Genomic DNA, 22,024 nt, shown 5'->3' on the forward strand with positions numbered 1-22,024 from the left:
CTTAATTTAAATTTTTGTGTTGAATAGCTGTACACACGAAGAAGATGCGATAAAAGAACCAAAAAAATCTACAAATAGAGGAGGAGTGGTGCTTACATTTGATGATGATTATGTGGACGAATGGTTCAATGCGAATATAAAATTGAAACAATACAATTGGAAAGGAACGTTTTATGTAACGCATTTTGATAAGCTTTCGGAGAGTCAAATTCGTGAGTTGACTTATCTACAACAAAACGGAAACGAGATACCTGCGCATGGTTTAAATCATGATCATACAACAAAGTATATAAAAGAATTTGGAGGAAAGGAATTTATTGATAAAGAAATCGCTCCAATGCTAAGTTTGATGAAAAATAAAGGACTTGATGTAACCGATTTTTCATATCCTTATGGCGATCGAAGTGTAGAATCGGATCAATTGCTTTTCAGTTGTTTTAAAACCTTAAGAGGAACAACTTACGGAAACGAATCGCCTAATTTTCAGAACTGTTATTATCAAAATAAACCTCTATTTTTTGGTTTAGGAATCGATAATAGTTACGAGCATTTTAGTGTGCCTTATTTTATTTCGTTGTTGCAATATGCAAAGGATAACAATAAGATAGTCGTTTTTTACGCGTATAAAACAGTTGCAAAAGCAACTAATAATTATGAAACTGAATTTAAAACCTTAGAAGAGATTTGCAAGTTTGTAAAGAACAGTGATATGAAATTTTATACAGTTAACGATTTACAAAAATTGAAATAAAAAAATGCTCAAATTCTTGAGTATTTTTCGTTTATTCTATAAAAAGTAAATCTCCTTTTTGATTAACTGCCTCTTTGAAATAAAGATAAACATCTTGTATATCAAAACGTCTAAAATTGATAGCGTTAGAAATATTTTGTTCAGGAAGTTGATAAATCATTTCAAAATTTAACATGCTACCAAAACCAGAACTCTCGATTTTTTCGACCAAAATTCCTAAAGATTCTAATCGTTCAATCAACCGATTAATTTCCAAATCATTATGTTTCATAATCTCTAAAACTTACTATTAAAGCGGTTTCAAAGCTAAAACATAAATTTTTAAAATAAGATTTTGAGAAATAAAATTATATGTTAAACCTTTTATGTTTCAACTTAAATCTCTCTTTTTTAATTATTTATTTTATAATATTTTTTTAAATAATCCAACACATTTTCTATTGAATCAAATTGTTTTATGCCATATTTTTCTGTCTTAATATCAACATTCCTTTTTCGCTAAAAACCATCTGGACAAATCACCAATGGTTTTTCACTTTTTGCATTCAATTCCCATTACATTTGTTTGTGAAATTCGGGCTCTTCTTTTACAGGCTCCCAAGCGCTATTCCAATCATTACGACGAGGATTTAGCAAGATGACTTTTTCATTTTTCAATTCTTTTGAAACTTTCGCTTGCCAATCTTCAGAATTTCCCATATCAATCGTTCCTCCCAAAAATATCTTTGTACGTTGATCATTTTTAGGAAATTCATTAGGTGATTTTATCTCAAGAGATTGAGCAAAAATTGTAGTATTCAATAATAGAAATAAGGCAAATAAAATTGCTTTCATGTTGTTTTTGTTTCGGCAAATATAATGAGGTTGTTGATTTTGTATTTAATGACTTTTGTTAGAATTGGCTTGAAACAAAGAATATTTAACATAGATTTTATACTTTTTGAATAGATTTAATGTTGTTTAGTATAAATAATAATCATACATGAAAAAGTTATTACCTTTTTTTGCTGCTTTTGTAATCTTTTCTTGTCAAGAAGACGAAGTGACAACTCCAGTCAAAGAACAGCCTACGAATCCTCAACCAACGGAAACTGAAATTTTCAAATTCGATAAAAATGTTTCAATTTTAGATGCATACTATTACAAAGGAGTAAACGGAAAAGATTATCCGGCAGAAGCAGAAGCTTTTTTCAAGAAAACGTGGACGCTTTACGAAGATCCTTCTGTCAAATCTATTGAATTGAAAAAAGATTCGATTATAATCAATGAAGAATTGAAAACGTCTAAATTTAAATCAACTATAGAAGAAAATAATCTGTATGCTACTGACGGTTCAAGAAAAATATTGTTGGGTCGAATTGATAAAACAACAAATTCATTTTATTTGTTCAAACATTTTGAGTCTTATGCTGTTGTAGATCCTGAAAATGGAAGTTCTGCTTCTGGTAAAAGTTCTTCTTTTGGAAAAATGACAAAAGACAATATTTTTCCAAGAATTATAGATAAGCCTGAAAGTTTAAAACAAGAAGGAGCTTATGTTTTTTGGAATAATGTTGAATATAAATTTGTGAAATAATAACAAAAAAAGCTAAGTGTCAATTGATGCTTAGCTTTTTAAATTTAAATATTTGGATGATATTGATTTGACACTATTTTGTTGGCTCTTTGTGAGCTGTAGGCGTATGTACGATATCGAAATAAACAGATTTATCATCATTAGACGGATAAATTCTGTAAGTAAATTCTTGTTTTGTTAAAACTGTAATGTCAACAATTCGTGTAAACAAAACTTCTCCTGCATCATTTTTAGCAACGATTGTTCTTGTTTTTCCATCTTCAGAAACAGACCAATCTCCTTTCATTTTTGGCGTATCATCTAAATTGAACATAGTAAATGTACCATCTTTTTTGAAATAGGCATAACCTACAAAATTAGAAACATTAGTGTCTGTTAAGGCTACATTTTGTCCTTTGTTGTTCAAAGCATTAGTTGTTTCCCAAGAAGTAAAGGATAAAATTTCGCTTGGCGTTAATTGCTCTGTAATTCCTGAATCATCATCATTGTTACAACTAAAAAGTGTTAATCCAACCAATAATACAAAAATGCTTGTTGTAATTCTTTTTAAAATATTCATGTTTTATTTTTTTGATAGCACAAATAAACTCAATATTTAATGGCTTAAATTGTAGATTTTATTCTCATCATTGGATAAATTATTGTTGAGTTGAATAAAATAAAAAAGCTGAAAATCAGGATTGATTTTCAGCTTCAAAAAATTACTTTTTAGCTTTTTTGGTTGGTTTTTCTTCAACAACATCTTCCTCATAATAATACTTATGTCTCGGACGTTTTACACCATAAGAGCCATTCACAATTTTTCCTCTTCTCGATTTTTTATCGCCTTTTCCCATTATAAATGTTTTAAAATTAATAAATTCGATTACTTTATACCCAAGTTAATAATTTCAATTTAGTTTGACAAAAGATTTACAATTCTTTATCATTTAATCTAACTTTGCGACATCATTTGGCGTGGAGAAAAATTAATTTTAAACCAAATAGAAATGAGTAGAAATACAGATGCAAATAAAAAAGCGCATAAGAAAAAGTTAGATCAAAAGAAACGTAAAGCGCAAGAAGCCGAAGCTGAACGCAAAGCTCGATTGAAAGCAATCAATCAACGATTTAATGATAAAAATAAACCAGAAACGGAAGAATAATGATAAAAATTCTACATACAGCCGATTGGCACTTGGGCAAAAAATTGGATAGTTTTTCGCGATTAGAAGAACAAATTTTAGTGATGAACGAGATTATCGAAATTGCAGATCAACAACAAGTCGATTTGGTACTTATTGCGGGCGATTTATTTGATAATTTTAATCCAAGTGTGGAAGCTGTAGAATTATTTTATAAAACATTAAAAAGACTTTCGAATAACGGAAAACGTCCTGTTGTAGCGATTTCTGGTAATCACGATTCTCCAAGTTTGATTGATGCGCCAGATCCGTTGGCACGCGAATGTGGAATTATTTTGATTGGTTATCCAAATGCAAAAATTCAGGAATTTGAATTAAATGATTTCAAAATTTTAAAATCTGTAGAAGGAATGATTGAATTGAAATTAAATTCTTTCGATTACCCGATTCGAATTATTCATACGCCTTATGCTAACGAAATTCGTTTGAAACAATATTTTGGAGAGAATAAAGAAGATGCACTGAATGAAGTTTTAGCGACAAATTGGAAAAATATTGCGGATGAATATTGCGACGAAAATGGTGTTAATTTATTGATGGCACATTTGTATATGAACCAAAAAGGTGCTGAAATTTTAGAGGAACCAGAAGGCGAAAAACCGATTAAAATTGGAAATGCAGATATGATTTTTTCTGAAGCTATTCCGCCTCAAATTCAATATACAGCGCTTGGACATTTGCATGGTTTTAAGAACATCGGAACAGAAGAAAAACCTGTTGTGTACAGTTCTTCGCCTTTATGTTATAGTTTTTCCGAAGCTGGTCAAACCAAGTATGTTTCGGTAATAGAAGTAGAACCAAATAAAACTATTTCTTATCATAAAATTGAATTAAAGCATGGAAAACCGCTTATTCGAAAAACTTTTGATGATATAAATTTAGCTGTAGAATGGTTGAATGAAAATCAAAATGCGTTAGTTGAATTGACTTTAGAAAGTGATTCATTTTTGAAAGCTGATGAACGAAAATTGATTTATCAATCACATGATGGAATTATTCATTTGATTCCGAAAGTTAAAAATCAAGAGATTGAAACGGTTGAATATAAGTTTGCAGATCAAACAAAAGATATGAAGGAATTGTTTGCAGATTATTTCAAATCGAAAAATGGAAATCAAGAACCAAACGACGAAATAAAGGATTTGTTTAACGAAATTTTGAATTCATAATGATTCCAGTAAAATTAACCATAGAAGGACTTTATTCGTATCAAGAACGCCAAACAATTGACTTTTCTGAATTAACAGAAGCAGGATTATTTGGAATTTTCGGGAATGTAGGTTCAGGAAAATCATCAATTTTGGAAGCGATTATGTATGTTTTATATGGTGAAACAGAACGTCTAAATTCCAAAGATAAACGAGCTTATAATATGATGAATTTGAAATCGAATTTATCTTATATAGAGTTTGATTTCTATAATTTTGAAGAGAAATTATTTAGAGCAACACGTGAGTTTAAAAGAAATTCGAAACGTTTTGAAGATGTAAAATCTCCAACAGTTGTTTTTTATGAGCAAAAAGACAACGAATGGATTCCGCTTAATCATTCTAAAGCAGAAGAAATAATAGGTTTGAGTTACGAAAATTTCAAACGAACAATTATTATTCCGCAAGGACAATTCAAGGAATTTATTGAGTTGGGTGCAAAAGATCGAACACAAATGATGAAGGAAATTTTTGGACTTCATCGTTATGATTTACAAGATAAAGTTGCGATTTTGAATTCACAAAACTTAACGAATTTGAATCAACTTGAAGGAAAATTATCAGGTTTTGAAGAGGTTTCGGAAGAAAGGATAAAAGAGCTTGAAGAAAATTTGATTGAGCAAACAAAAGTTGCCAATCAAGTTCAAGAAGAATATAATCAAATAAATGAATCATTTCAACGTTTAAAGGCGTTGAAATCAGATTTTGAGACGTTAAAACAAAAGAAAATTGAATTTGAAAAAATTTCAATTCAGAAAAATGAAATGGATCAACGAAAAGTTGAACTTGAACGTTATGAATTGATTTTTAATGCATTTTATCAACTTTTAGAAAATTATAAAAAAGTTTCAAATCATATTGAAGAAAAGTCAATTTCAATTGAAAATCAACAAAAGCGATTGGCTTTAATTGAAAATCAAATCAAAGAAATTTCGAACCAAATAGAAGCGATCAAAACTGATTATGAAGCTTTACCAACTAAACAAAAAGAAGAAACTGATTTAGAATTAATTGTTCAGATTTTAACTTTTTCAGAGGAAATTGAAAAGTTAAAAGTAAGAACAGCAAAAGGTTTGAAAGAAGTTGAAGAGGTTCAGAAGAATGAACAGAAAATTGAAGCTTCAATCAAATTATCTGAAAAAGAAGTCAAAACTTTAATTGAGTCAAAAATAGATTCTCAAACTTTGATGGAAGTTGGAAATTGGTTTGTTCAGAATCAAAATTTGCAACAATCTATTCAGAAACAACAATCTAAAATAGAAGAACAAAAGAAACAAATTTATGTTTTTGAAACTCAATTAAAAACTGAAAATATAGAGATTTCAAGTTTTGAAAATTGGTTTAATTTTGAATTTCAAAAACTTGAATCAACTAAAAAATTAATTGAAAAACAGAAAAATGAATTAGAAGTTCAGCAAAAGTTGGCTCATTTTGCACATAATTTAAACGAAGGCGAATCTTGTCCGCTTTGTGGCGCTTTAGAGCATCCAAATATTGTTGAGATTGATGATATTTCAACGAAATTTGAAGTTGTAAATAATGAATTAAATCAAATTGATGATAAGCTAAAATCGCTTCAGAAAAAACAAAATGTAGTTCAAAAAATTATTGATCAAAAACAGTTTGTTGAAAAACAAATTGAACAAGAAAATCAAGTATTGAATGAGTTAAAAATTGAACAAGAAAATCATTTGAATTTGTTTGTTTGGAAAGATTTTAATTCGAAAAATGTTGAATTGTTTGAAGAAAAAAAGAAAGCAGCTATAGCTTTGGATAAAACAATTTCGGATAAAAATAAAGAGATTGAAATTTTTCGTGAAACTTTAGAAAAAGAACGCCAATCTATTGAAAAATATAAAAATGCTTTAGAAAAATTTAGATTAGAAGAAACTGAAAAAGCTTCTCAAATCAAGCAAAATCAAGCAAACTTGAAAGTGTTGAAATTTGAAGATTTTCAAAATCAAACAACAGATAATGTATTGCGAAATTTGAATGATTTAAAGTTAAGTAATGCGAAAATTGAACAAAATTATATTCAATTTACAGAAAGTTTAAATCAATTAAATCCAAAATTAGCTTCTCAAAAAACTTCAATCGAATTGATTGAAAAACAAATCATTGAGTTGAAAGAAGAATTGGCTATTAATCAAAATCAATTAGAAAAATCATTAGAAAAAAATCAAATACAAAATATTGAAGAAGTTCAATTAGTTTTAAATCAGCAGTTTAATATTTCTGAAATCAGAAAAGAATTAGAAGATTTTAGAATTTTGTTCGAAACATTAAAAAGTTCAATTCAAGAATTAGAGCAAAAATTAGCGGAAGTTTCTTTTGATGAAACGATTTATAAAACACAAGAAGAAAAATTAATTTTTGTAACAAATCAGTTGAAAGAAACGACCGAAATTGTAACCAAAACAAAAACTGAAATTGAACGATTGAATAAATCTTTTGCAGAAAAGAAAGATTTGTTATTTGAATTGGAAAAATTGCAAAAACGAGCGACGAATTTACAAACAATGCGAAATTTGTTTAATTCAGCAGGATTTGTGCAATATGTTTCGTCGATTTATTTGAAACAGTTATGTGATAACGCAAATGTGAGATTTCATAGAATGACTAGAAATCAATTGAGTTTACAAATGAATGACAACAATGATTTTGAGATTATAGATTATTTGAATGAAGGGCGTTCACGTAGTGTGAAAACGCTTTCTGGAGGACAATCTTTCCAAGTTTCGTTGAGTTTGGCTTTGGCTTTGGCAGAAAGTGTGCAAACAAATGCGAAGTCGGAAAAGAACTTCTTTTTTATTGATGAAGGTTTTGGAACGCAAGATGCTGATGCTGTAAATATCGTGTTTGAAACGTTGATGAGTTTGCAAAAAGAGAAAAGAATTGTCGGTATTATTTCTCACGTTGATGAGTTAAAAGATCGAATTCCAGTAGCGCTTCAAATTACAAAAGACGAAGAAAAAGGTAGTTTTATAGAAGTTATTTTGTAAACAAAAAATCCGTTCGAATCATCGAACGGATTTTTTTATATTTTAATTACAAACTTTCTATTTTTATTGTTTTCAACAATTCAGGTAAAGCGGTATTCGTAAATTCTTCTTGGGCTTCGACTAGCAATGGTTTATAATCGTGATAACGATTAGAAAAATGACCTAAAATTAATTTTTTTACATTGGCTTGTTTCGCAATCATTCCAGCTTCTTTTGCAGTTGTATGTCCTGTATAAACTGCCAAATCTTTCAATTCATGTAAGAAAGTAGATTCGTGATATAACAAATCGACATTTTTTATAATCGGAACAATATCAGGTTTATATTTTGTGTCCGAACAAAATGCGTAACTCAAAGATTTTTGCGCATCAAAGGTTAAATAATCATTTGGAATTATTTCTCCGGATTCTAATGTAAAATCTTTTCCATTTTTTAAATTTTGATAATCACAGATTTCAATTTCAGGAAATTCCTCGATTCTATCCATATTCAATTTTCTAGGTTTTGGCTTTTCTCGAAAAAGATAACCATTGGTATACACTCGGTGGTTTAGCGGAATAGAATAAACTTCAACTTTATCATCTTCAAAAACTAAAACAGATTCTTTTGTATGCAATTCATTGAAAATAATCTCGAATGAATTATTGGATTCTGTTAAGCGCAATTGCGTCGTAATAAATTCTTCAATTCCTTTCGGACCATGGATATGTAAAGGCATATCGCGACCAAGTAATTGAAGTGTGGAAATTAATCCAATCAATCCAAAAACATGATCGCCATGTAAATGCGATATAAAAATGTGGTTTATTCGGTTGAATTTTGCCTTTGCTTTTCTCAATTGTACTTGTGTTCCTTCTCCGCAATCAATCAAAAAATAGCGTTCTGCTATATTTAATAATTGTGCGGTTGGATGCGTAAAAGCCGTTGGTAATGCCGAATTAAATCCTAATATTGTTAGTTGTAAACTCAATTTACGTTTAGATTAGTTAAAAAATCGTTTAATTTTTCGACAGCTTTTCCTCGGTGGCTAATTGCATTTTTTTCTTCGGGAGACATTTGTGCAAAAGATTTTGAAAAACCACCAGGAATAAAAATTGGATCGTAGCCAAAACCATTGTCACCCATAATTTCAGTTGCAATAGTTCCGTTCACTCGTCCTTCGAAAAAATATTCCTTTCCATCCAAAATTAAACAGAAAATAGAAATAAAATACGCTTTTCGATTCGTTTTTCCTTCCAATTCTTTCAATGCTTTTGCGATATTATCTTCGTCTTTTCCAGTACCAGCATATCGAGCAGAATATACACCAGGCGCACCATCTAACGCTTCTATCACTAATCCAGAATCATCTGCAAAGATATTTTTACCCGTTTTATCGAAAATAGTTTTCGCTTTTAATTGCGCATTTTCTTCGAAAGTTGTTCCAGTTTCTTCAATTTCATCAAAGAAATTAATATCAGTCAACGATTTCATCGATAGGTAAGAAGGTAACATTTTTGTAACTTCTTTTACTTTATTGTTGTTATGTGTGGCAAAAATTAATTCCATTTATATTGTTTTTTGTTCTGTTTTTTTGATTAATAAATAGACAGATAAAATTCCGATAAGTGTCATTCCTCCAATTAATAAATAATCTCTTTGCGCAAAAACTTCGCCTTCCATATTGCCTTGCATTAGCATTAACGAGTAGGAAAGTGTGTTGTTTAAGAAATGTAATAACATAGGCAAAAACAACGATTTTGTGCGGCAATAAACTATTCCAAAAATGATTCCTAAAAGTCCAGCGCCTATAAATTGCCAAGGATTCATGTGTGCGCATCCAAAAATAAAACCATTGATTAAGATTGCAGTGGTTGGATTTACATTGAAATTTAGCATTCCTTTTAAAATTATTCCTCTAAAAATAATCTCTTCGAAAATTGGAGCTAAAATACAAATCATAATAAACCCTGCGATTTTGTAATCTAACATGATTTCAAAAGTCGCTTGAAAAATTTTATAGATTTCTTCTAAAGGTCCAGTTGTCGGAATTAAACTTGTTACAATCTCGGCTAAAGGCAAAAGAAATAACCAACAAGCTATTGATAATATGAGCTGAATTGGTGTAAAAGGATGTTTGATATCTTTTAAAATCGATGCAAATTTAGTTTGTGTCAACATCAATAAAATAACAATTGCACAAACCGTTCCTGTTAAAAATCCTAATGGTAAAAGAACGTGATTAAGTGGTTTGTAAAAAAGTGCTGGAGCAGAAACAATTCCGCCAGCAAATTGCATCATAATCACTGCAATCGCGCTATAAAAAAGTGCTTTTCCAATGCCAAAACTTAGTTTATTTTCTTGCTTTGGAACAAATTCTCTAAACGGAGAGGTGTTATTCATGATGATAAGGTTTACCCTGCAATATACTAAATCCTCGGTAAATTTGCTCTGTTAAAAATAAGCGAACCATTTGATGCGTAAATGTCATATTGGATAAAGACATTTTTTTATTTCCTCGATTATAAACAGATTCGTCAAAACCATAAGGGCCACCAATCACAAAGACAAGATTTTTGACAGATTGATTCATGTAATTCTGAATATCATCTGCAAATTGCTTCGAAGTAGGCTGTTTCCCTTTTTCATCCAAAATGATCACAAAATCTGTATTGACGATTTTACTCAAAATTTGCTCAGCTTCTTTTTGTTTTTGTTGAATTTCGGACAAATTTTTACGATTTTTGATGTCAGGAATTTCAATTCTTTGATAATTAATGTGCGAAGGCAATCGATTTTCATACTTTTGTAATAGCATTTCGATGGCTTTTTCGTCTGTTTTACCGATACAAATGGTCGTAATATTCATTCAAAATTATTTATTGAGACAAAAATATGCGCATTCTACAAGATTTTAAAACATATACAGGAATAAATTATTTTCGAGATTGGTCGAAAACAAAATTGATGAACAAAAATACGGGCATCACGGTATATGATTTCTTGAAAGTTTTTTGGATTCGCGTCATGAAAGGTAATTTCCCGTTGCGTTCGGCAGCAGTTTCGTGGATTTTATTTTTTAGTATGTTTCCATTTTTGCTTTTTTTGTTTAGTATTTTGCCACATTTGGTTTATTACCAAGAAATAAAAAGTCTATTATTTACACAACTTCTTCCTCAACTTTTGCCTAAACATGTGAGCAACGAAGTGATTTCTTATATTGATAAAACGACGGCTGTGCAAGGTAAACGTAAAGTGAATTATTACTTGATTTTGATTACAATTTTTATGTCATCCAACGGAATACAAGGAATTATAAATGGATTTAATGTTTCTTATCAAGATGTTTATGTGAAGCGAAAAAACTCTAAATCGAGAATGATTTCGATAATTTTAACCTTGTTTTTTACAGTTTTTATTGTGTTACAAGTATTTTTATCTTATTCGACATCAATTATTTGGAAATACTTAACCAACGTTTCATTTTTAAGTAAACTTGGACAGTTTTCGTATTTAATCAACTATTTTTCGGTATTTATTTTTTATTTTGTTTCGATGTGTATGTTGTATTATTTCGGACCAAATCACAAAAAATCGCGTAGCACAGTTTTACCTGGTGCTATTTTGACTTCTGTTTTGTTCTTGTTAACTGTGATTGGTTTTAATTCGTATTTAAGTTATTTTACAAACATCGATTTGTTGTATGGATCGCTTGGATTAGTGATGATTATGATGATTTTTGTATACATCAATGTGATTTTGATGTTAGTTGGTTATGAATTGAATATGTCAATTAATTACACCAAAAATTACGAATACGTTAATCATATTGACAATAATCGATTCATTAATTTGGATAAATTTTAAGGTTCATTTAAAAGATGCCCGCAGGTTTTGCAATAAATAGCACCATCTAGGTGGTAATCATCGCCACAATTGCGACATCTTTGCGTGTTTGTAGGAATATCTTCCTTATGTTTAGTCGCTTTATTCATTTCCATTGTTACAATACTTGTGGGAACAGCAATTACGCCATAACCTATAATCATAACAACAGAAGCTAAAAATTGTCCCAAACCAGTGACAGGAGAAATATCACCATAACCTACTGTTGTTAAAGTAACAATTGCCCAATAAATACTAATCGGAATACTTGTAAAACCAGATTCAGGATGATCGTGTTCAACCATATACATAATCGAGCCAATTACAACAACAATTAATACTACAAATGATAAGAAAACGATGATTTTATCTTTACTTTCTTTCAGTCCTAACACCAACACATTTTTCCCACGAGTAAATCGAGTAAGGTTAAAAATTCTGAAAATACGTAGTAATCTTAAAATACGAATACTTGCTAGGTACTTACTTGTAGGTAAAACTAAACCAAGATAAAATGGTAAAATAGACAATAAATCAATAACTCCATAAAAACTAAAAATATATCGCCAACGATTTTTAACGCAATAGATTCTTAATAAATATTCTATAGTAAACAAAAAGGTTAAAATCCATTCTAAAGATACTAAAACTGTATGGTGTCTCGCATTAATTGCTGGAATAGACTCCAACATAACCAAACCTACACTTAATAAGATTAAAAGTAATAACGAGATGTCAAAAATTTTTCCATAAGGTGTATCAGCTTCAAAAACTATATCGAATATTTTTTGTTTTAGCTTCTTTTCTTCATCAGCCCCCATTCTTTTTAGATAAGGAAATCTACCTTTAAACATTGGTTTATATTTTTGGAATGAGCTAAATTAGGAAAAAATTTTAGTATGAATATTCTATTGACTGGTGGAAGTGGATTAATTGGTTCAGAATTAACAAAGATTTTAATTGAAAATGGACATCAAGTTCGCATTTTGACAAGAGAAAAAGAGATTGAACATCCTTTTTATCATTGGGATAAAGATACAATTGATGAAAAAGTTTTTGAAAATTTAGATGGAATTATTCATTTGTCTGGAAGCTTAATTGCGAAAAGATGGACAAATTCTTACAAAAAAGAAATTTTTTCGAGTAGAGTTGATACAGCGAATTTACTTTTTGAGTATGTCAAAAAATTGAATATTGATTTGAAATTTTTTATCTCCGCGTCTGGAACAGCTTATTATGGACAAATTACTTCGAATAAGATTTTCAAAGAGTCTGATGAACCGAATATTGATTTTTTAGGTAAAGTTTGTGTCGCATGGGAAAATGCTGCTTATCAGTTCGAAAAAATAAGTGCAAGAGTGGTTTGTCTTAGAACTTCTTTGGTTTTGTCAAAAAACGGCGAAGGTTTCAAATTATTAAAAAAACCTATTCAACTTGGTGTAGGAGCAAATCTAGGTAACGGAAAACAATGGATGCCTTGGATACATATTACCGATTTGTTGCAGATTTATTCACATGCAGTAGAAAATGAGTCAATACAAGGTAGTTACAATGCTTCTGCGCCAGAACATGTTAATCATTCTACATTCAATCATACGCTAGCGAGAAAAATGAAAAAACCTTTTTTTATTCCTAATATTCCTGCTTTTGTTATGAAATTAGCATTAGGTGAGATGAGTAGTTTAGTCCTAAATGGATCTAGAATTGACGCAACTAAAATTCAAGAAACAGGTTTCAAATTTCAATATACTACTTTAGAAAAAGCGTTAGAAGAATTGATAGAAAAGTAACGAAAATTTTATTTAGATTATTCTTTATGTGTTATTGTGTATTGTACTTTTGCAGGAATTACAAATTGAAATGAAATTAAAAATTACTTTACTCTTTTTATTTATTGCATTATATACAAATGCGCAATCGAAAGATTTAAAATTCGGAAAAATTTCGGAGCAAGAAATTAACTTAATTCAAGTTCCTTTCGAGAAAAATGCAGATGCTGTTATTTTTTCGGAAGAAGGAAAAATGGATTTAACTTCATCTAATTATTATTTGACTGTAAAACGAAGAATCAAAATACTGACTGATAAAGGACTTGATGAAGCAAATATACAACTGAATTATTACAGCAAGAATAGAAATGAATCTATAAGCGGAATTAAGGGAGGTACAATTAATATTGTAAATGGAGTAGAGCAAATGACTCCGATTGATGAGAAAGAGATTTTTGATGTTTCTCTAAATGAATTGTATGCTGCAAAACGTTTCACTTTTCCAAACGTAAAAGTTGGTTCTATTATCGAGTATACTTATATCAAAAGTAGTGAATACAATTTTTCTATTGATGCATGGAATTTTCAACATGAATTTGTTATTAAATGAAATTTTAACAGCAAAAGGCTTCGAAACTTCGATGGTTTTGTTTAGTAGTCGTCATCATGGATAGATTTTATTTTCTTATCCAATTGTTAATCAATTTAATTCTGTTTTGACGGTTGTGAAATTAAACAAAGGTGCTTCGAATCTTATTTTAGATGCGTCAAAATTAAACAAAGAACAAATTGAGTTTGGCCCATTAATGTGTTTAATTATCATGGAGTGGTGATTAAAAAAGGGGAACCTTCTTTTGTGAAATTAAACCAGAAATTGTCCTATTATGAATCGTCTATGAAATATGATTTCATGAACAAAGGTAGTTTAGTTTTTTATTGAAAAGATAAATTCAATGGTTATTTTTATGATAATTATGTAGAAGAAAAAAATGTTTAGAATCGATTTATAACAGAATCTTTAGAAGCTCGTTTGGATAAAGAATTAAGTGATAAAATGGTTTTTGATACTGATTCTTATGTTAAATCATATAAATCAAAAGCTACAACTTCAAATGCTTCTTTCTATACATTTATTAACCCTTTACGTGAGTTTTTGAAACAATATACTTTTGAAGATACAAAACCGTCAACGTAAAATAGAATTTAATTATCCTTATTTATTTAATATTCAGATAAAGTCTAAAATACCAGAAGGTTATCAAGTTGTAATTGATGAAAAGTATAAAGCCTATCATAAAATAGAACTTGGTTTAGAGTATTATCAAGAAGTAAAAGAAAAAGATGGACAATTAATTGTAATGATTCAATTCATATTACCAGAAGGCGTTTATGAAGCGGATAAATATAACGAGTAAAACAATTTTTTGAGAAAATAAAAACAGAATCTCTGAAAGAAGTTTTAATGAAAAAGAAATAAATCAAAATCCCGCACTGAATTTTTCAGTGCGCTTTTTGTGTTTATGATTCTATCACCATCAAATTACAACCTCGTACGTCCGAATGATCAAAACGACCTAAGATTTCAAATTGATTGTGAGATATTTTTCTACCTAAATCATCAGTTGCAATAAAACTAATCGAATTGTAATTTGCCAAATCAATCACATTTACGCCACCTGTTTTTCCTTCTTCAACATATTGGAAAGGATCTTCGGTTTCTCTAATCAGAATTCGCATCCAATTTGGCGATTTAAATGTCAAATCTCCTCTAGAATATCCTTGCGAAAGCAATTCCGTCATTCCATATTCCGAATGAATTTCATTTGTGCCGAAACCATTTTTCAAAATTGAATGCAATTCTTCGCGCGTAATTTCCTTCTTGCGACCTTTCATTCCGCCAGTTTCCATCACAATTGTATATTGCAAATTCATTTTATAATTTTCAACAAAATCTAATAAAGCAAACGAAACACCAATCAAAATAGCTTTTTTACCCGTTTTTTCATGCGCGAGAATATTTTCGTACAATTCATCGTGATTATACAAATAAAAACCACTTTTATCGCTGCCAGATTTCTCAATCCAATACTCCACCATATCAATTAAAGACGAACCTGTACGCTCCAAATATGAAGGTAAAAGCGCGAAAATAGTGTAATCGGAAAGAGGTCCGTAAAATTGTTCAAAACATTTTTCTAAACTATAATGATACAATGCCAAATCCGTAACCAAATGCTTGCTTGTCGTCATTCCAGTTGTTCCCGAACTTGTAAAAACCTTTTCCACTTCACGATTTCCCGAAATCAATTCAAATTTCTTAAAAAACTGAATCGGTAAAAAAGGAATTTCGTTTGTGTGTTTTACAGTAGAATAATCAACGTTCAAGAAATTTAAGAAGTTTTTGTACACTTCATTTTCTTGCGCTTGATAACGGAAAACTTCCAATGCTACGTTTTGGAAATCTTTTTCGGATTGAATAGAAAAAATTTGCTTTGAATCAAACATTTTGCAAAATTACAAAATAGAGTAGAAGTGAGCGAATTTATTCTTTATCTAATTTTTTAATAAATCTAATAGCATAATCTTTCAAAAATTTTGAATTTAATTTATCTAAAATAGTATAGAAAGAATATTGAAGTATTAAGAATAGGAAGGAACAAACTATTAAAGATATTTTTAAGTCTTTATACAAAAAAATAGAAATGATATTAAAAATTATGAGAAAAATAATTGCTAATAATGAATATTTAGTTCTGAATTTTTTTAAGTTCTGATTTGATTCAATATTGATAGAAACGATTTCTGGATGAATGAAATTATACTTGATAATCCCAATTCCTGTTTTAAATAATAAAGGCGAAAAATCTCGATTGATTATAATTTGATTATTTTCAACTTGTAAATTTTGAAAATCAAATTCTTCTATTGAACCAAATAAGTTTTCGTTTTGTAATTTTTTAAAGTGATTTAAACTTTCAATTATTTCATCGAATGTTTTTTTTGTTTGATACTCAAAAATCATTAATCTTTCTTTGAATCAAACTTACAAAAATCTACTGATTTTTAAGCTTAACAATTGTTGCATTGGCTTTGTAAAGATGATCACCAAGAATTTCGTAATTCTGAATTAAATCTTTGTAGAAAAGCGCACTTGTCGTCAAAAGTTTCTCTTTTTCGATGGTTTTCATCAAATTAGCTTCGGCTTCTTTGTAAATTGTATTGATTGTTTTTTCGATAAACTCCGCTTGTTTGATAGAAACTTCTTCTTGTGTTTCGTTCAGATTTTGATTTAAAATACGTGTTGTTTGATCTAAATTGTTTTGAAATTCGACCAAATATGTTCTCATTTTTGGTGTAAAATAACTGTTTGTCATTCTACGACGACGATGAATAGACGAAATCTTAATCGCAATATCGCCCACACTTTCCAAATGATGACAAAGTGTAATTAGTTGATGTATCGCAATTGTATTTTCGTTAGGTAAATCTAAATCAGCAATTTCATTCAAAAATTCATTGACTTCTCGCTCCAATTGATCGCCTTCTTTTTCAAGTTCCAAAATTCGTTCACGAAAAACCAAAATTTTCTCTTCATCACTTTCAGTAATCATTCGCCCAAGTGTATAAATAGTTTGTTTTGTTGTAGAAGCGAGTTTCAGAAGTTTTTTATTGGCTTCATTTTTATATAGGTCAGAATTTGTTCCGAAAGGAATCGCATAAAACTCTAATTTATTGTCAGTAGATTTTACAGAGAAATATTTTTTCTGACAATAGAAAGCTATTTTATTGATAAAAGGTGTGAATAAAATTACACCGACTATATTACTAATCGTATCAAAAGTAATCAGCTGAACAGCGATATTTGATGAAATTGTTGAGCCAATAAATTTTAAAACAAAATTTGCAATTAACATAAAAATTAATGCAATTACAATATTGAAAAATGTATGAAATGCTGCGACAACTTTCGTGTATTTATCTCCAATTGCTGCAACTAAATGGGCTGTAAAAGTAGTTCCGATATTTGCTCCCAAAACAATCATTGCAGCTAATTCGATAGGTAAACCTTTGCTCGCTAATAAAATTGCAATCGTAATTGATGCTGATGAAAAGTGGACTAAAATTGTTAGTAATATTCCAAATAGAATAAATAACAAATTAGTCAAAAAACCATAGTGCGATAATTGCTGAAAGAATTCTTGTAACTTCTGATGACTTTCGATAGAAGGTAAAAAAGTTTTTAGGAAATAAAGCGAAAGAAAAAGTAAGGAAAGCGAAAATAAAATTCCACCTACTTTTCTTTGGTTACGTTTTTTCGATAAATAAAATGGAAAAGCCACCAGTATAAGAGGTAATGCAATTTGTACCAAATCGAATTTCATTCCGAAATAGACTAACCACAATGTAAGCGTAGTTCCGATATTTGCGCCTAATATTAAGCCAAATGCTTTTCGTAAATTAATCAATCCAGCATTTACAAATCCCAATATAAACACACTCGCAGCCGAGGAAGATTGTATGGCTGTTGTAAAAAAAGTACCTGTAACAATTGTCGATAAATTGTTTTTGGTTAATTTATTTAAAGTGCGTTTAAAATTCGATCCAGATAACGCTTGTAAATTTTCGCTTAATAGTTTTATCGCAAAAATGAACAAAGCAATTGCTCCGAAAAGTTGCAAAATTTGTATGATAAGATGCATTAATGATTAATTGACTACAAAAATAGGGACTCTAATGTAAATAGAATATTATCTTTTTTACTTTTATTGAAAAAAAGTTTAATTTTTTTTTGAATTCTAAAATTCTGATTTTCAAAATTGAAGTGAATTTTTAGAAAAAACTTCTACTTTTTTTTGAAAAAACATTTGCGAGATTCGAAAAACTGCCCTAATATTGCACCACGAAAAAGGAACAACACTTCTTTCGAGAAATGAATCTCCAGTTTTCAATTTGAAATATTCAAATAATAATATTTTTGCCGATGTAGCTCAGCTGGCTAGAGCAGCTGATTTGTAATCAGCAGGTCGTGGGTTCGAGTCCCTCTATCGGCTCAGCAAAAATATAGGTCGGGGAGATACTCAAGCGGCCAACGAGGACGGACTGTAAATCCGTTGGGTAACCTTCGCAGGTTCGAATCCTGCTCTCCCCACTAAAAAGCCGATGTAGCTCAGCTGGCTAGAGCAGCTGATTTGTAATCAGCAGGTCGTGGGTTCGAGTCCCTCTATCGGCTCCAAAAAAGTTTATATTTTACTTTTAAAACAAAAATAAAAAATCGCCGATGTAGCTCAGCTGGCTAGAGCAGCTGATTTGTAATCAGCAGGTCGTGGGTTCGAGTCCCTCTATCGGCTCTTCTTTTTTGAAGAATACTTTATTATTAGGCGGGGAGATACTCAAGCGGCCAACGAGGACGGACTGTAAATCCGTTGGGTAACCTTCGCAGGTTCGAATCCTGCTCTCCCCACAATCCTTTTTAAATATTTGGAAAGCAAATCATCAAATCTTTTGATGATTTTTTTATTAATGTGTGCATCATAAAAAAGCCCTTTTTAAAGGACTTTTTACTTGATGATGTTCTTAATAATTTCTATTGAATATACATTCGAAATCTTTTCTATAAAACTATTAAAATCTAATGTAGAATGATCGTCAGCATCATCTGATATTGTTCTGATGATGATAAAAGGAATATCAAATTCGTAACAAACTTGTGCTACTGCAGCGCCTTCCATTTCGACACAAAGTATTTCGGGTAAGTTTTGTTGTAATTTTTCTTTCTGAGTATTTGTCGAGAAAAATAAATCTCCAGATCCAATTAAACCAACATGTAGTTGAGGTTGATGAATATTAAATTTATCCAAATCTTTTTCAGAAATCACATTATGCAAATGTTGCTCTTCTAAAATTTCCAAAATAGCTGTTGTCGCAACTTCTAATTGAGAAGAATCAGCTTCAAAATAAGCTTTTCCTAACATTGGGATTTCGTAAGCAGGAAAAAGAGGTTGAGCATTCATATCATGTTGAATCAAACTTTGTCCTAGAACAATATCTCCAATTTTTACATCAGCATGAATTCCACCTGCAACACCTGTAAAAATCAATTCAGAAACTTTAAATTCAAGGATTAAGGTTGTAACCGTAGCAGAGGCAGCAACTTTACCAACACGAGAATAAACGACCACAACTTTTTGATTATTTAATTCTCCAGTAAAATAACTTCTTCGACCAATTTTATGTTCTTGCTTGTTTGTTAATAAATTGACTACACCGTTTATTTCTTGCGGTATAGCACCCATTATTCCTATTATTCTTTCGCTCATCTTTCCAATTTGAAAGCGAAGTTACCAATTTATTTTCTGTATTTGTAAACCGAACAATAAATCTCATAAATTAAGATAAATGGCAAACAAATGATAATCAAAAATGTATTTAGAAGATTTTTTATCATCTTACAAAAGTAGAGTTTTTTCAGAATATGTTAAAAATCAATTGTGAATTAGTCTTGGCTTGTTGTACTTTTGTAGCATAAAAGTTTGAAATGAAAAAATTATCTATAGCGATTATATGCTGTGCATCAGTAATGCTGATGAATTGTACGAATAAAACAGAAGAAAAACCAGTAGAACAACCTGCTAAAACTGCTGTTACAGTGGAAGAGCCAACAGAAATTGTAGAAGGTGTGATTAGAAAATCTGGAGTTGAGTGGACAGCTTATAAAACGACAGAAAAAGTGGCTGTTTCAGGACGTTTTAATGTTGTTTTGGTGAAAGGGGCAAAAGAAGATGGAAAAACCCCTCAAGAAGTTTTAGAAGGTGCAAATATTATTGCGACAGTTGCTACATTAAATTCTGATCAAATTGATCGTGATGAAAAATTGAAAGATATTTTGTTCGGAAATATGATTAATACAAGCGAAATCAAAGGTCAATTACATTTCAGAGATGGTAAAACTTTCTTGAATTTAACGTTGAATAACGCTTCTAAAGAATATGAAGTAAAATCGACGTTTGAGAACAATGTTTTTTCAATTGAAACAGATGTTGATTTGATGGATTTTAACACAGGAAAAGCGATGGAAGCTCTTAATCAGGCTTGTTTCGAATTACACAAAGGTGCAGATGGTGTTTCTAAAACATGGAGCGAAGTACACATCAAAGGTCAAGTAGAATTTAGCGATAGTTTCGGTAAATAATTCAAAAAATAAATAATTAATTTTAAGGCTACAATTTTTTGTAGTCTTAATTTTTATAAATAAATCAGTAAAAAATGAATTGGGTAATTTTACTAATTGCAGGATTGTGCGAAGTCGGTTTCGCATCATGTCTTGGAAAAGCAAAAGAAGCAACCGGAAATGACACGTATTTATGGTATGGTGGTTTTTTATTTTTCTTAACGGTGAGCATGGTTTTGTTGGTAAAAGCAACGCAAACATTACCAATCGGAACGGCTTATGCAGTTTGGACAGGAATTGGAGCAGTCGGAACAGTTTTAGTAGGAATTTTTATTTTTAAAGAACCAGCAAGTTTTTGGCGCGTTTTCTTCTTAACGACTTTAATTTGCTCTATTATTGGGTTAAAATTTGTGTCAAATTAACTAAAACTATTGTGTTGATTTATGGAGAATTTTAATGTTTTTGATCAAGAGGAATTTATTCAGCAAACTGTCGAAAATAAACGTTTGAAAAAAGATTTGATTCAGACGATTTTTATTCAGCATGGTTATTTAATTATTTCTCAAAATGATCAAGAAATTAAACTTAAACAACACGATGTTTTCTTCCCAGAACCTAATAAATCTTACCAAATAATTTCTAAATCATCTGATTTAGAATTGTTGAGTTTAGTTTTAACCAAAAAGATTTTAGATACATCGATTATCGATTTGAGTGGTTATGAATACAACCAATTTTTTGGAGAAAGTAGAATCAATAATTATCATTTCAATGAAATAGAATTTTCTGCTTTAATAGAACTTTTATTGCAATTGAAGTTGCGTTTGCAAGAGAAATCGACCAAATTCGTACGCTATTTACAATTCAATTTATTTTATGCGATTGTTTACACAACGTTTAGTGAACTTTCGAAACAACAAACAATTATTGTAAGAAAAGGAACGCGAAAAGATGATATTGTAAAACGTTTTTTGAATGACTTAAATAAGAGCTATACAGAAAACAGAGATGCAAAATATTATGCAGATAAATTGAATATTACAGTACGATATTTAACTGAATGTTGCAAATCAATAACAGGTAGAACGACAAAAGAATTAATCAGTTCTGTTGTGATTCGTGAATCGAAAGTATTGTTGAGTGAAACAACTAAAACAATCTCTGAAATTTCGAATGAGTTAAACTTTTCTGACCAATATTCATTCGGAAATTTTTTCAAAAAACATCTAAAAATTAGTCCAACTCAATTTAGAAAAAGTTTACAATAACTTCCGTTTTGGACATCTTTAGGCTACTTTTCAAACTTTTTTTAATCTCGATTTTTATCATCTTTGTTACTATCAAAAGGGTCACTATAATTTTATAGTAAAAACAGAGGTGTTTTTTGATGGCGAAAGCTAACAAAAGTGAGTAGAGTATTACTAAAAGTTTATATCACCTCTGTTTTTTCTAAAAATAATGTTTTTAAAATTAATAGTTCCGAAAAAGTTTAAAATAGTTCT

At 29.9% G+C, this 22,024-nt stretch carries 26 protein-coding genes and 5 tRNA genes; 18 read left to right on the top strand and 13 right to left on the bottom strand.

The annotated features are described in order from the left end of the window. Positions 1-16 precede the first annotated feature (16 nt). Positions 17-751, top strand: coding sequence for a polysaccharide deacetylase family protein (locus B4G36_RS08990; protein ID WP_291063472.1), 735 nt, complete (start codon positions 17-19; stop codon positions 749-751). A gap of 31 nt (positions 752-782) precedes the next feature. On the opposite strand, the gene B4G36_RS08995 is transcribed toward B4G36_RS08990, so the two are convergent. Beyond that, entirely contained in the window at positions 783-1,022 is a 240-nt protein-coding gene (locus B4G36_RS08995; protein ID WP_038334521.1) for a hypothetical protein, read from the bottom strand. 284 nt (positions 1,023-1,306) lie between these two features. After that, positions 1,307-1,585 carry a nucleoside 2-deoxyribosyltransferase domain-containing protein gene (locus B4G36_RS09000; RefSeq protein ID WP_291063475.1) on the bottom strand — a complete coding sequence of 93 codons (279 nt, stop codon included), beginning with the start codon at positions 1,583-1,585 and terminating at the stop codon, positions 1,307-1,309. Positions 1,586-1,733: 148 nt separating this feature from the next. Here B4G36_RS09000 and B4G36_RS09005 point away from each other — a divergent pair, with 148 nt between their 5' ends. Further along, positions 1,734-2,327 (top strand): hypothetical protein, encoded by a 594-nt coding sequence (locus B4G36_RS09005; RefSeq protein WP_291063477.1) that lies wholly within the window; start codon positions 1,734-1,736, stop codon positions 2,325-2,327. A gap of 73 nt (positions 2,328-2,400) precedes the next feature. Here the strand turns inward: B4G36_RS09005 and B4G36_RS09010 are convergent, their stop codons facing one another. Both B4G36_RS09010 and B4G36_RS09015 read right to left on the bottom strand, forming a co-directional pair. Further along, positions 2,401-2,886, bottom strand: coding sequence for a DUF4822 domain-containing protein (locus B4G36_RS09010; protein ID WP_291063479.1), 486 nt, complete (start codon positions 2,884-2,886; stop codon positions 2,401-2,403). Positions 2,887-3,028: 142 nt separating this feature from the next. Then, positions 3,029-3,163: a 30S ribosomal protein THX gene (locus tag B4G36_RS09015; RefSeq protein WP_219033578.1), complete on the bottom strand. Its 135-nt coding sequence runs from the start codon at positions 3,161-3,163 to the stop codon at positions 3,029-3,031. 153 nt (positions 3,164-3,316) lie between these two features. Between B4G36_RS09015 and B4G36_RS09020 the strand changes: the two genes are divergently transcribed. From B4G36_RS09020 to B4G36_RS09030, 3 genes are read left to right on the top strand one after another with little or no spacing between them, the layout of a single operon-like run. Beyond that, positions 3,317-3,472: a hypothetical protein gene (locus B4G36_RS09020; protein WP_185144078.1), complete on the top strand. Its 156-nt coding sequence runs from the start codon at positions 3,317-3,319 to the stop codon at positions 3,470-3,472. A 2-nt stretch (positions 3,473-3,474) separates the two neighbouring features. Then, positions 3,475-4,680 carry a metallophosphoesterase family protein gene (locus B4G36_RS09025; RefSeq protein WP_291063522.1) on the top strand — a complete coding sequence of 402 codons (1,206 nt, stop codon included), beginning with the start codon at positions 3,475-3,477 and terminating at the stop codon, positions 4,678-4,680. Next, positions 4,680-7,721 carry an SbcC/MukB-like Walker B domain-containing protein gene (locus tag B4G36_RS09030; RefSeq protein ID WP_291063481.1) on the top strand — a complete coding sequence of 1,014 codons (3,042 nt, stop codon included), beginning with the start codon at positions 4,680-4,682 and terminating at the stop codon, positions 7,719-7,721. The genes B4G36_RS09025 and B4G36_RS09030 overlap by 1 nt, the downstream gene beginning before the upstream one ends. A gap of 46 nt (positions 7,722-7,767) precedes the next feature. Here the strand turns inward: B4G36_RS09030 and B4G36_RS09035 are convergent, their stop codons facing one another. The 4 genes from B4G36_RS09035 to rlmH are packed head-to-tail and all read right to left on the bottom strand — an operon-like array spanning position 7,768 to position 10,569. Next, complete coding sequence (locus B4G36_RS09035; RefSeq protein WP_291063483.1) at positions 7,768-8,691, bottom strand: ribonuclease Z; 924 nt, start codon at positions 8,689-8,691, stop codon at positions 7,768-7,770. Further along, entirely contained in the window at positions 8,688-9,269 is a 582-nt protein-coding gene (gene rdgB, locus B4G36_RS09040) for an RdgB/HAM1 family non-canonical purine NTP pyrophosphatase (RefSeq protein ID WP_291063485.1), read from the bottom strand. Before rdgB ends, B4G36_RS09035 begins: the two co-directional genes overlap by 4 nt. Then, entirely contained in the window at positions 9,270-10,103 is an 834-nt protein-coding gene (locus B4G36_RS09045) for a CPBP family intramembrane glutamic endopeptidase (RefSeq protein ID WP_291063487.1), read from the bottom strand. Then, complete coding sequence (gene rlmH / locus B4G36_RS09050) at positions 10,096-10,569, bottom strand: 23S rRNA (pseudouridine(1915)-N(3))-methyltransferase RlmH (protein WP_038334530.1); 474 nt, start codon at positions 10,567-10,569, stop codon at positions 10,096-10,098. The genes B4G36_RS09045 and rlmH overlap by 8 nt, the downstream gene beginning before the upstream one ends. A gap of 26 nt (positions 10,570-10,595) precedes the next feature. Between rlmH and B4G36_RS09055 the strand changes: the two genes are divergently transcribed. Beyond that, positions 10,596-11,567, top strand: coding sequence for a YihY/virulence factor BrkB family protein (locus B4G36_RS09055; RefSeq protein WP_291063489.1), 972 nt, complete (start codon positions 10,596-10,598; stop codon positions 11,565-11,567). Here the strand turns inward: B4G36_RS09055 and B4G36_RS09060 are convergent. Then, positions 11,564-12,439, bottom strand: coding sequence for an ion transporter (locus B4G36_RS09060; protein ID WP_291063491.1), 876 nt, complete (start codon positions 12,437-12,439; stop codon positions 11,564-11,566). The genes B4G36_RS09055 and B4G36_RS09060 overlap by 4 nt on opposite strands. 45 nt (positions 12,440-12,484) lie before the next feature. Here B4G36_RS09060 and B4G36_RS09065 point away from each other — a divergent pair, with 45 nt between their 5' ends. From B4G36_RS09065 to B4G36_RS09080, 4 genes are all read left to right on the top strand, one after another. Next, a complete protein-coding gene (locus B4G36_RS09065; protein ID WP_291063493.1) occupies positions 12,485-13,375 on the top strand; it encodes a TIGR01777 family oxidoreductase in 891 nt (296 codons plus the stop codon). Positions 13,376-13,445: 70 nt separating this feature from the next. Next, a complete protein-coding gene (locus B4G36_RS09070) occupies positions 13,446-13,964 on the top strand; it encodes a DUF3857 domain-containing protein (RefSeq protein WP_291063495.1) in 519 nt (172 codons plus the stop codon). A 420-nt stretch (positions 13,965-14,384) separates the two neighbouring features. Continuing rightward, on the top strand, positions 14,385-14,549 hold the full coding sequence (locus B4G36_RS09075; RefSeq protein WP_291063497.1) for a hypothetical protein: 165 nt from the start codon (positions 14,385-14,387) through the stop codon (positions 14,547-14,549). Next, complete coding sequence (locus tag B4G36_RS09080; RefSeq protein ID WP_291063499.1) at positions 14,524-14,769, top strand: hypothetical protein; 246 nt, start codon at positions 14,524-14,526, stop codon at positions 14,767-14,769. The genes B4G36_RS09075 and B4G36_RS09080 overlap by 26 nt, the downstream gene beginning before the upstream one ends. Positions 14,770-14,872: 103 nt before the next feature. On the opposite strand, the gene B4G36_RS09085 is transcribed toward B4G36_RS09080, so the two are convergent. Genes B4G36_RS09085 through B4G36_RS09095 form a run of 3 tightly spaced genes read right to left on the bottom strand, consistent with a single transcriptional unit; the run spans position 14,873 to position 18,054 of the window. Next, positions 14,873-15,859, bottom strand: a complete 987-nt coding sequence (locus B4G36_RS09085) for an acyl transferase (RefSeq protein ID WP_291063501.1) — start codon at positions 15,857-15,859, stop codon at positions 14,873-14,875. Positions 15,860-15,896: 37 nt separating this feature from the next. Next, entirely contained in the window at positions 15,897-16,376 is a 480-nt protein-coding gene (locus B4G36_RS09090; RefSeq protein ID WP_291063503.1) for a hypothetical protein, read from the bottom strand. Positions 16,377-16,407: 31 nt separating this feature from the next. Next, a complete protein-coding gene (locus tag B4G36_RS09095) occupies positions 16,408-18,054 on the bottom strand; it encodes a Na/Pi cotransporter family protein (RefSeq protein ID WP_291063505.1) in 1,647 nt (548 codons plus the stop codon). A gap of 277 nt (positions 18,055-18,331) precedes the next feature. Here B4G36_RS09095 and B4G36_RS09100 point away from each other — a divergent pair. The 5 genes from B4G36_RS09100 to B4G36_RS09120 all read left to right on the top strand — a co-directional run bounded on the left by B4G36_RS09100 (position 18,332) and on the right by B4G36_RS09120 (position 18,815). Further along, positions 18,332-18,405 (top strand) — tRNA-Thr (locus B4G36_RS09100). A 17-nt stretch (positions 18,406-18,422) separates the two neighbouring features. Next, a tRNA-Tyr gene (locus B4G36_RS09105) sits at positions 18,423-18,503 on the top strand. Between the two features lie 7 nt (positions 18,504-18,510). Beyond that, positions 18,511-18,587 (top strand) — tRNA-Thr (locus tag B4G36_RS09110). Between the two features lie 41 nt (positions 18,588-18,628). Continuing rightward, a tRNA-Thr gene (locus tag B4G36_RS09115) sits at positions 18,629-18,702 on the top strand. Between the two features lie 32 nt (positions 18,703-18,734). Continuing rightward, positions 18,735-18,815: transfer RNA gene (locus tag B4G36_RS09120), tRNA-Tyr, on the top strand. A 97-nt stretch (positions 18,816-18,912) separates the two neighbouring features. Here the strand turns inward: B4G36_RS09120 and B4G36_RS09125 are convergent. Beyond that, on the bottom strand, positions 18,913-19,671 hold the full coding sequence (locus tag B4G36_RS09125; protein WP_291063507.1) for a 5'-methylthioadenosine/adenosylhomocysteine nucleosidase: 759 nt from the start codon (positions 19,669-19,671) through the stop codon (positions 18,913-18,915). A 218-nt stretch (positions 19,672-19,889) separates the two neighbouring features. Between B4G36_RS09125 and B4G36_RS09130 the strand changes: the two genes are divergently transcribed. From B4G36_RS09130 to B4G36_RS09140, 3 genes are all read left to right on the top strand, one after another. Continuing rightward, positions 19,890-20,543 (top strand): YceI family protein, encoded by a 654-nt coding sequence (locus B4G36_RS09130; RefSeq protein WP_291063509.1) that lies wholly within the window; start codon positions 19,890-19,892, stop codon positions 20,541-20,543. Positions 20,544-20,617: 74 nt separating this feature from the next. Beyond that, positions 20,618-20,944, top strand: coding sequence for a DMT family transporter (locus tag B4G36_RS09135; protein ID WP_038334569.1), 327 nt, complete (start codon positions 20,618-20,620; stop codon positions 20,942-20,944). Positions 20,945-20,965: 21 nt separating this feature from the next. After that, positions 20,966-21,790, top strand: a complete 825-nt coding sequence (locus B4G36_RS09140; protein WP_115001323.1) for a helix-turn-helix domain-containing protein — start codon at positions 20,966-20,968, stop codon at positions 21,788-21,790. The last annotated feature ends 234 nt before the right edge of the window (positions 21,791-22,024 follow it).

Origin of the sequence: Empedobacter sp. UBA3239, assembly GCF_002362875.1 — a bacterium.
Lineage (GTDB): Bacteria > Bacteroidota > Bacteroidia > Flavobacteriales > Weeksellaceae > Empedobacter > Empedobacter falsenii_B.